3 protein-coding genes are annotated in these 7401 nt (G+C 62.2%); all 3 read left to right on the forward strand.

Annotation, left to right across the window (positions count from 1 at the left end; all coding sequences use genetic code 11):
* The first annotated feature begins 397 nt into the window (after positions 1-397).
* Positions 398-1054 (forward strand): hypothetical protein, encoded by a 657-nt coding sequence (locus D4765_RS13620; RefSeq protein WP_136642851.1) that lies wholly within the window; start codon positions 398-400, stop codon positions 1052-1054.
* Complete coding sequence (locus D4765_RS13625; RefSeq protein ID WP_136642852.1) at positions 1051-7146, forward strand: PA14 domain-containing protein; 6096 nt, start codon at positions 1051-1053, stop codon at positions 7144-7146. The genes D4765_RS13620 and D4765_RS13625 overlap by 4 nt, the downstream gene beginning before the upstream one ends.
* A gap of 71 nt (positions 7147-7217) precedes the next feature.
* Positions 7218-7401: transposase (locus D4765_RS13630; RefSeq protein ID WP_161580448.1), on the forward strand; the 184-nt coding region annotated here is incomplete at its 3' end.

Below are 7401 nucleotides of genomic sequence, written 5' to 3' on the forward strand. Positions count from 1 at the left end.
TGGAGGGTTCCCGGCACCCTAGATTGTGAGTTGTCCGGGGGGGACCTTCGGCTTTTCTTCTGCAGATTCTTTTGCACGGTTCGTGCGTGGGGTCAGTTGGGCTGCTCTTATGGTGTTCAAACACCCTTTTTCCACGGTACTTGTATCGATGATCGTGACCGCTGGTCTCGTGACAGGGATTTCGGTGCCTGCGTTCGCGGACGACATCCCAACCCCTCCGCCGGTGGTGAGTACCCCGGTCGAAGCGCCATTGGAACAATCTCCGGTCCCTGCAGCTCAAGTCGCCGCGCCTGCCACCGATGACGCCGCACCCACCACGGACTCGGGCTCTATTACGGTCCCGCCGGCGCCTGTGTCCACGGCGTCAGCTTCCGACCAGAGTGCGGATCAGACTGCGGTGCAGAACTTCGACCCTGCCGGGAAACAGGTCATCGCGTCGACTGAGTTCAGCGACACCTACGCGGGCCCGAATGGTACGAAGATTTCCTCCGTTTCTGCGACGCCCATCAACGTCCAAGACGCTGCAGCCCCGGATGCCACGGACGGGTGGGCGCCGATCCAGACCGATCTGCAGACCACCGGGGTGTGGTCCTGGCTTGGCCAGGGAGGTGCGAAAGTTGATCAGCACCCACTGCACCCACAGTTCTCCCAATACGCAGACGACGCCAACGTTTTGCAGCTGGCGAAGAACGCCAACACGATCGGGTTCACCTTGCAGGGCGCGAGCCATTCCGTTCTCGAACGCGACCTCGCACCGTCGTCGGATACGAAGAACCACCTCGAGTACAAAAACGTGTTCGGTGGCACGGACCTGGTGTACGACGTCACCACTGCGGGCGTGAACGAGCTCCTCCGCCTGAACAGCAAACCCGACACCGCGCCCGTCTGGAGGTGGCAGGTCAACGCACCAGGACTCACCGCGGTCAAAGACGCCGACGGCGGAATCACGTTCAGCGATGCTGCTGGTGCTACCGCGTTCTCGATCCCCGCACCCACCATGTGGGACTCCGCCGGCACCGACAAGAAAGCCGACGCCGCCGCAGCAGCCGGTTGAACCTCCTCAAAGAAGGCGACAGCTACCTCGTCTCCGTCGCCCCCGACAAAGCATGGCTCGCGGACCCGGCGCGCGTCTACCCGGTATCAGTTGACCCCAGCGTCGGACCTGACAACGACCGGGAACTGGCGTACCGCACCACCGACGGGGTGAACACGAACCTGACGAACACGAACAACCACGTGTGGGTCGGGAATTCCAACGGCAACGGTGTGTGGCGTTCGGTCGTGCACTACAACTACGAACAATTGTTCGGCAAACAAATCGTCGGGGCATACATCGCTCTTACCCGCGTTTCTGCGGAATATAGCCAAGACGCGCGTTCGGTGTCGGTCAACGCTGCGACGTGCGATGGCCCGAACTGCGCCGGAGCGGCACTTAGCAACTTCACCGTCGATAACAATTCGGGCGGCATGACCGACCCTGCAGGCACGGGAATCTCATATCAAGTTTCCGATTGGGTTCGCACGAACACAACCGGATACGGTTTCGCGTTCGGCGGCGATGAAACACCGGGGCAATACACCCTGAAAGTCTTCGACTCCCGGCTGTACATCGCATATAAGGACTACCCGACAGCTGGAGATCAGCCGACCGTCGCATCCGGCGCCTCAAACGTCATCCTCACCCCAACCCTCGGGGTCGGCAACAGCTACGACCCCGATGGGGCGGGACTGATCAGGTGGACGCGGGTGAGCACGAACCCGAACCCCGAAATCAACCCCATTGTTGATACCGGCTGGGTGAAAGACGGTGCGGTCACTGTTCCAAAGGCTCTCCTGCAACCCTCGACGACCTACTACTGGCGGTCCTGGGTCGCCGATGACGCGGCGATGTACTACCCGGCCTATCCGGTGTGGCCAAACACCCCGGTGTACAGCTTCACCACCGACAGCCCGCCCAAACCAGACAAGACCACCGCCACACCAGTAGATCATGCCGTCGTGACGACGACTCAGCCGATCCTTACTATCGGCGTACCAACCGCGCCCGATGGCCTGGCCTTTCAGTATCAGTTCAAGATCACAACCAGCACCGATGCGATCAGCGGCCAAGTCATCGCGTCGCCCTGGCAATCAAGCAACACTTGGACCCCGGATCCGACATCGTTGCAAGACGGCGGAACCTATTCGTGGAGCGTGCTGATCAAGAACAGCGTCGATACGTACGGGCCGGTATTCGTGAACACGTTCAGCATCAACAAACGCCTCGGCACCGGTGGCCCATCGCCCTCTGATGCGGCCGGCCCGGTGTCGGTGAACCTCGGCAACGGCAACGTGAACATGTCGTTCAGCTCGCCGACGGTCAGCACTGTGGGCGGCGCGATGGGAATGGGGTTCACCTACAACTCAGAGGCCCCCTCGAACGCCGGGCTCAATGCGGAGTACTTCAATGGCATGCCCGCCACGCCGACGAATCCCACCGCGGACTTCGCTGGGGCGACGAAGGTGCTCTCGAGGGTCGACCCGCAGATCAACTTCAACTGGGGCGACGGCACCGGCGGCACACCCGGTTCACCGGCGCCGGGCCTCGTCGATACCGATCACTTCCTCGCCCGGTGGACAGGGTTCATCCAGAGCCCCGACGCGGCGGCGACCCAGTATCAGTTCGGGTACGCCCGCGACGACGGCGCGCAAGTACTCGTCGGCGGTGCGACCGTCGTTGATCAGTGGAACACCGCCGCGCAGGTCAGCTGGGGCAGCGCGACTGCTCTGTCGACGACCCCGTCAGCGATCACGGTGAACTATTACGAGAACACCAGCGGCGCGACCATGGTGCTGCTCGTCAGAAAACAAGGCGACACCGGACCCGGGATGGTCGTACCCCCATCATGGTTCACCCGTACCGTGGCGACACTCCCGACGGGCTGGTCGGCGTCGACGCCGATTGCCGGGCCGGCCGGGTTCTATTCGAAGGCACAGGTCAACGACACGTCGGTGGTTCTCACCGACGCATCCGGTGCCGTGCACACGTACGTCAGCAAGCCCGGCGGCAGCTACACGCCCCCGGCAGGCGAGGCGGGCATTCTCACCGTCGACGCCTCGAAGCAAGTCAGCCTCACCGATGAGGCCGGCACCGTGTACCTGTTCAACGCCGCCGGGGTCGTCGCCCAGATCTCATCACCGCAGGAAGTTCTGAAACCGGCAGCGCCTAAAGTCCATTTCCGGCCCGATTCAGGCTTGATGGACCTGATCGGCGACCCGCTCTCCGCGACCACTACAGGATCCGACACAACCTATGGGCGACAAGTAACTTTCGTATACACCACCGATACCGCCGCCCAAGCCGGAAAGAACGACGACATCGTGAACGGAAAGGTCTGTAACACAGATCCCAAAAGTTTCACGGGCACCGCAGCGTTGACGGTCGGGCCGCTGCTCTGCCGGATCATCTACCCCGGCCATCTGCCTGGTGTGCAGGACTACACCGAGATCGAATACAACCCCAACGGGCAACTCACGAAAATCACGAATCCCGGCAACGCCCAATCGACGTTCGCGTACGACGCGCAGGGCCGGGTCAGCGTGATCAGGAACGTGCTGCAGAACGACTGGCTCACCGCGCTTCCCGCGGCCACCCCGGCGCGGACAGCGACAGCAACAAACGCGACGACAATCAGCTACGACACTCGAGGCCGGGCGACGAAGGTCGCACTGCCCGCCCCCGACGGCGTTACCGCGTCAGCTCAACCCACGAAGCTCTACACCTACGGCGACACCCTCAGCCCCGCAGTCGTCAACACCACGTACGTCGACAGTGTCGACAGCGCTGGCACACCGCTGCCGAACACGCGTGTCGGTACCGGGCACGCCGAAACCGTCACCTACGACAGCGGACTTCACACCCTAACAAGTACCAGTGCAATGGGTCTCCTCACCAAAACCGAATGGAATGAAAAAGACCAAACCCAGTCTGTGACGAACGCGCAGGGGTTGGAAACAACCACTCTCTACAACACCAGAAACCGAGCCACCGACAGCTACGGCCCGGCAGCAACCAATTGCTTCAACCAAGACCGCACGCCCACGACCAGTTGCGCGTCAACGACAGCGCACACGCACACCGGGTACGACGAGAACCTGCAAGCCCTGAACAGCACCTACTACGACAACCCGTCGTGGACCGGTGTTCCGAAGGCGTATTCGTTGGGTATCCCCGGCACGGCGACCGCGGGCGACGTGAACATGGACTGGAACACCAGCTCGCCGATGCCCGGGATCCCGGCCGCATCGTGGTCTGCGCGGATGACGGGCACGATCACGTTCCCCACCGCCGGCACGTACACGCTGCAAACGTTGGCTGATGATGGCACCGTACTGTGGGTCGACAACACCCTGCTCTTCAACGACAACATCAGCTCCGGTGTTCACTGGTCACCCCTTGGAATGGTCACGATCAAGGACCCCGGCACCGTACTCCCGGTACGGCTCGACTACGCCAACCAGGCCGGCCCGGGCGCGTACCTCGCGCTGACGTGGATCATGCCCGGCAAAAGCTCCTTCGACGTCATCCCACACCAGGCGCTAAGCCCCGACTACGGCCTCGCCACCTCCAGCACCACCGACGACGCAGTACCCGCCGGAACAACCGGAGTCAGCACAACCGCCGTGACATCCCTCACGACCTCGACGACGTACGGTACGAGCCCGTGGCTCGGCATGGCCGCGACCAACACCATCGACCCCGGGGCCGGGAAACTGAACCTGACCACCACGACCACGTACGAGACAACTGCTGCGGGGTACCAGCGCCGAAACGGGAAAACCCTTCCCGCAGCGACCGCGACGGGCGCAGCCTTCGCCGCATCGACGTACAGCTACTACTCGAACACCTCCGGGTACGAGACCTCGTACAAACCCGCCCTCACAACACCCGTCTGCGGTGTCCCCTTGGGAACCACCCCGCAATACGGGATGCTGCAATCAACCAGCACACCTTCCCCGACGACCGCGGGCGGCGGAAATACTGTCTCTTCCGTGGTTTATGACAGCTACGGCCGCATCGCGGGAAGCCAGGCATCCACCGACAGCGGTTGGCAGTGCATCACCTACGACAGCCGAAACCGGGCCACCAAAACGGTGTATCCCGCGTACGGTGGTCAGCCCGCGCGAACGGTGACCGTCTCGTTCACCGACACCGGTGCGGCGACCGGCAACCCGCTCAAAGGTTCCGTCACCGACGACTCCATCGCCTCCACCACAACCGGAGGCAAAATCAGCACCACCACCGACCTACTCGGCCGAACCGTGAACTACACCGACGTGTGGAACACCGTGACGACGCCGACCTACAACGCAATCGGCCAGGTCACCTCAACCTCGACCCTGGCGAACGGATCGACAAGCCCGTCGGTGCAGGCGGCGACCTATGACCCTGACGGAAAAGTCACCCAGATCACCGCTAACGGCGCCGTCATCGCGGTTCCCGCGTACGGCGACAAAACCGCAGGAATCAACGCCGGGCAGCTCACCGGCGTCAGCTACCCGGCAGGCACCGGTGCGGGCGGAAACGGATCGGCACTGGCACTCACCCGCAACAGCGTCGGCGCATCCAGCAGCATGGCATGGACCTTCATCGCCGGGCAGCCCGGCCTCACCGACACGGTCGCCCGATCGGAGTCCGGCAGGATCCTCACCGACACCACCAAAGATGGCACCACGGCCGCGCAAACATCGGCCTATGGGTACGACGCTGCGGGCCGGCTGACCGGCGCGCAGACGGCCGGGCATACGCTCAGCTACGGGTTCGCGGCATCCGGTGGCTGCGGGGTGAACACCGCGGCCGGCATGGACGGCAACCGCACCTCGGTCACCGACACCACCACCGCCCCCTCTCTGACGACGACCACGAACTACTGTTACGACAACGCCGACATGCTCACCTCCAGCACCGTCACCAACCCCGTGACCGGCGCCGACAGCAGCAACGCCGGCCTCCCGGCCGGCCAGCTCGCGTACGACTCCCACGGCAACACCACCACCCTCGCCGACCAGACCCTGCGCTACGACGTCGCGAATCGGCACATGAAAACCAGCCTCACCGGTGGCACCACCATCACCTACCAACGCGACTCAAGCGACCGAGTCATTTCCCGGACAACGGTCGTTCCTGGAACTGGCACCGGAACTGGTACCTCTACCGTGTACTACCTCTACGCCGCCGGCGGCTCACCCGTCATGGTGAAAGACGGTTCGACGAGCACGCTGAGCCGGATGTTGAGCCTCCCGGGAGGCGTCAATGTCACCATCTCTGCAACCGGGCCCCAAACCTGGTCGTATCCGAACATCCATGGCGACATCATCGTCACCGCCACCCAGGCCGGCATCCGGTCGGCGCTCTACCGCTACGACCCCTACGGCCAGCCCATCAGCCCCACCGGCGTCATCGGCACCACTACCAGCGACAGCAGCGTTCCAGACAACCTCCCCGGCACCGCCGACAATGCCTGGGTCGGCGGCAGTAGCAAACTCTACGAACACCAAGGCTCGATCGCAACCATCGAAATGGGTGCCCGCCAATACGTTCCAGCTCTCGGCCGTTTCCTCAGCACCGACGCCGTCGAGGGCGGCAACTCCGACTCGTACAACTACCCCGGCGACCCCATCAACAAGTTCGACCTCACCGGCAACCGGCAAGACTGCGGATCTACTGCCTGCAATAACAACTACTACCGAAATTTTAAAACTGCAGAGCCCAATTCGCTTGGATACATCACAACACAACTTCGTTCTGGCGCCCTGACTCATATTGTTGCCGAGCATCAGGCCGACTGGCAGATGCGTTTTGTTCAAGCTCGAACCGCACGAGATCTACCCCCGGATATAACCGATTGGGAAAGCCTCATGTATCACCAAATGGCAAAGACACTACTAGCTCCAGAGTGGAAAGACGCCCCAATGCATCCAGGTGATAAATGGGTCTACGGAAGCACTGCGACTATTAGTACGCATGTGTTTTGGGCAGGTTGGGATACCGGACAGGTCGTGGATAAAAACACCTATATTGTCTGCGTTGCCTGGGGAAATAACGACCAGATTGCCACCGCCTACCCAGCTAAGCCAGGGTCCCTCGACTGCAATGACAACAATTGACGCTGGGTCTGCCCAGGGTTTGGTTGTCACCTGACCTGTGAGATTTCATTCTCGCTGGAAGGATGTCAGTCATGGCAAAGGCATATCCGAAAGAGTTCCGCGATGATGTCGTGGCGGTGGTCCGGCGAGGCCAGGGCAACGCGTCTCAGATCGCGAAGGACTTCGGGATCTCCGAGGGCACGTTATCGAACTGGTTGAAACGTGCCGATATAGAGGACGGTAACCGTCCGGGCGCTAACGACGCGGATCGTAGGG

The organism is Subtercola vilae (assembly GCF_004923255.1).
Taxonomy (GTDB): Bacteria; Actinomycetota; Actinomycetes; order Actinomycetales; family Microbacteriaceae; genus Subtercola; species Subtercola vilae.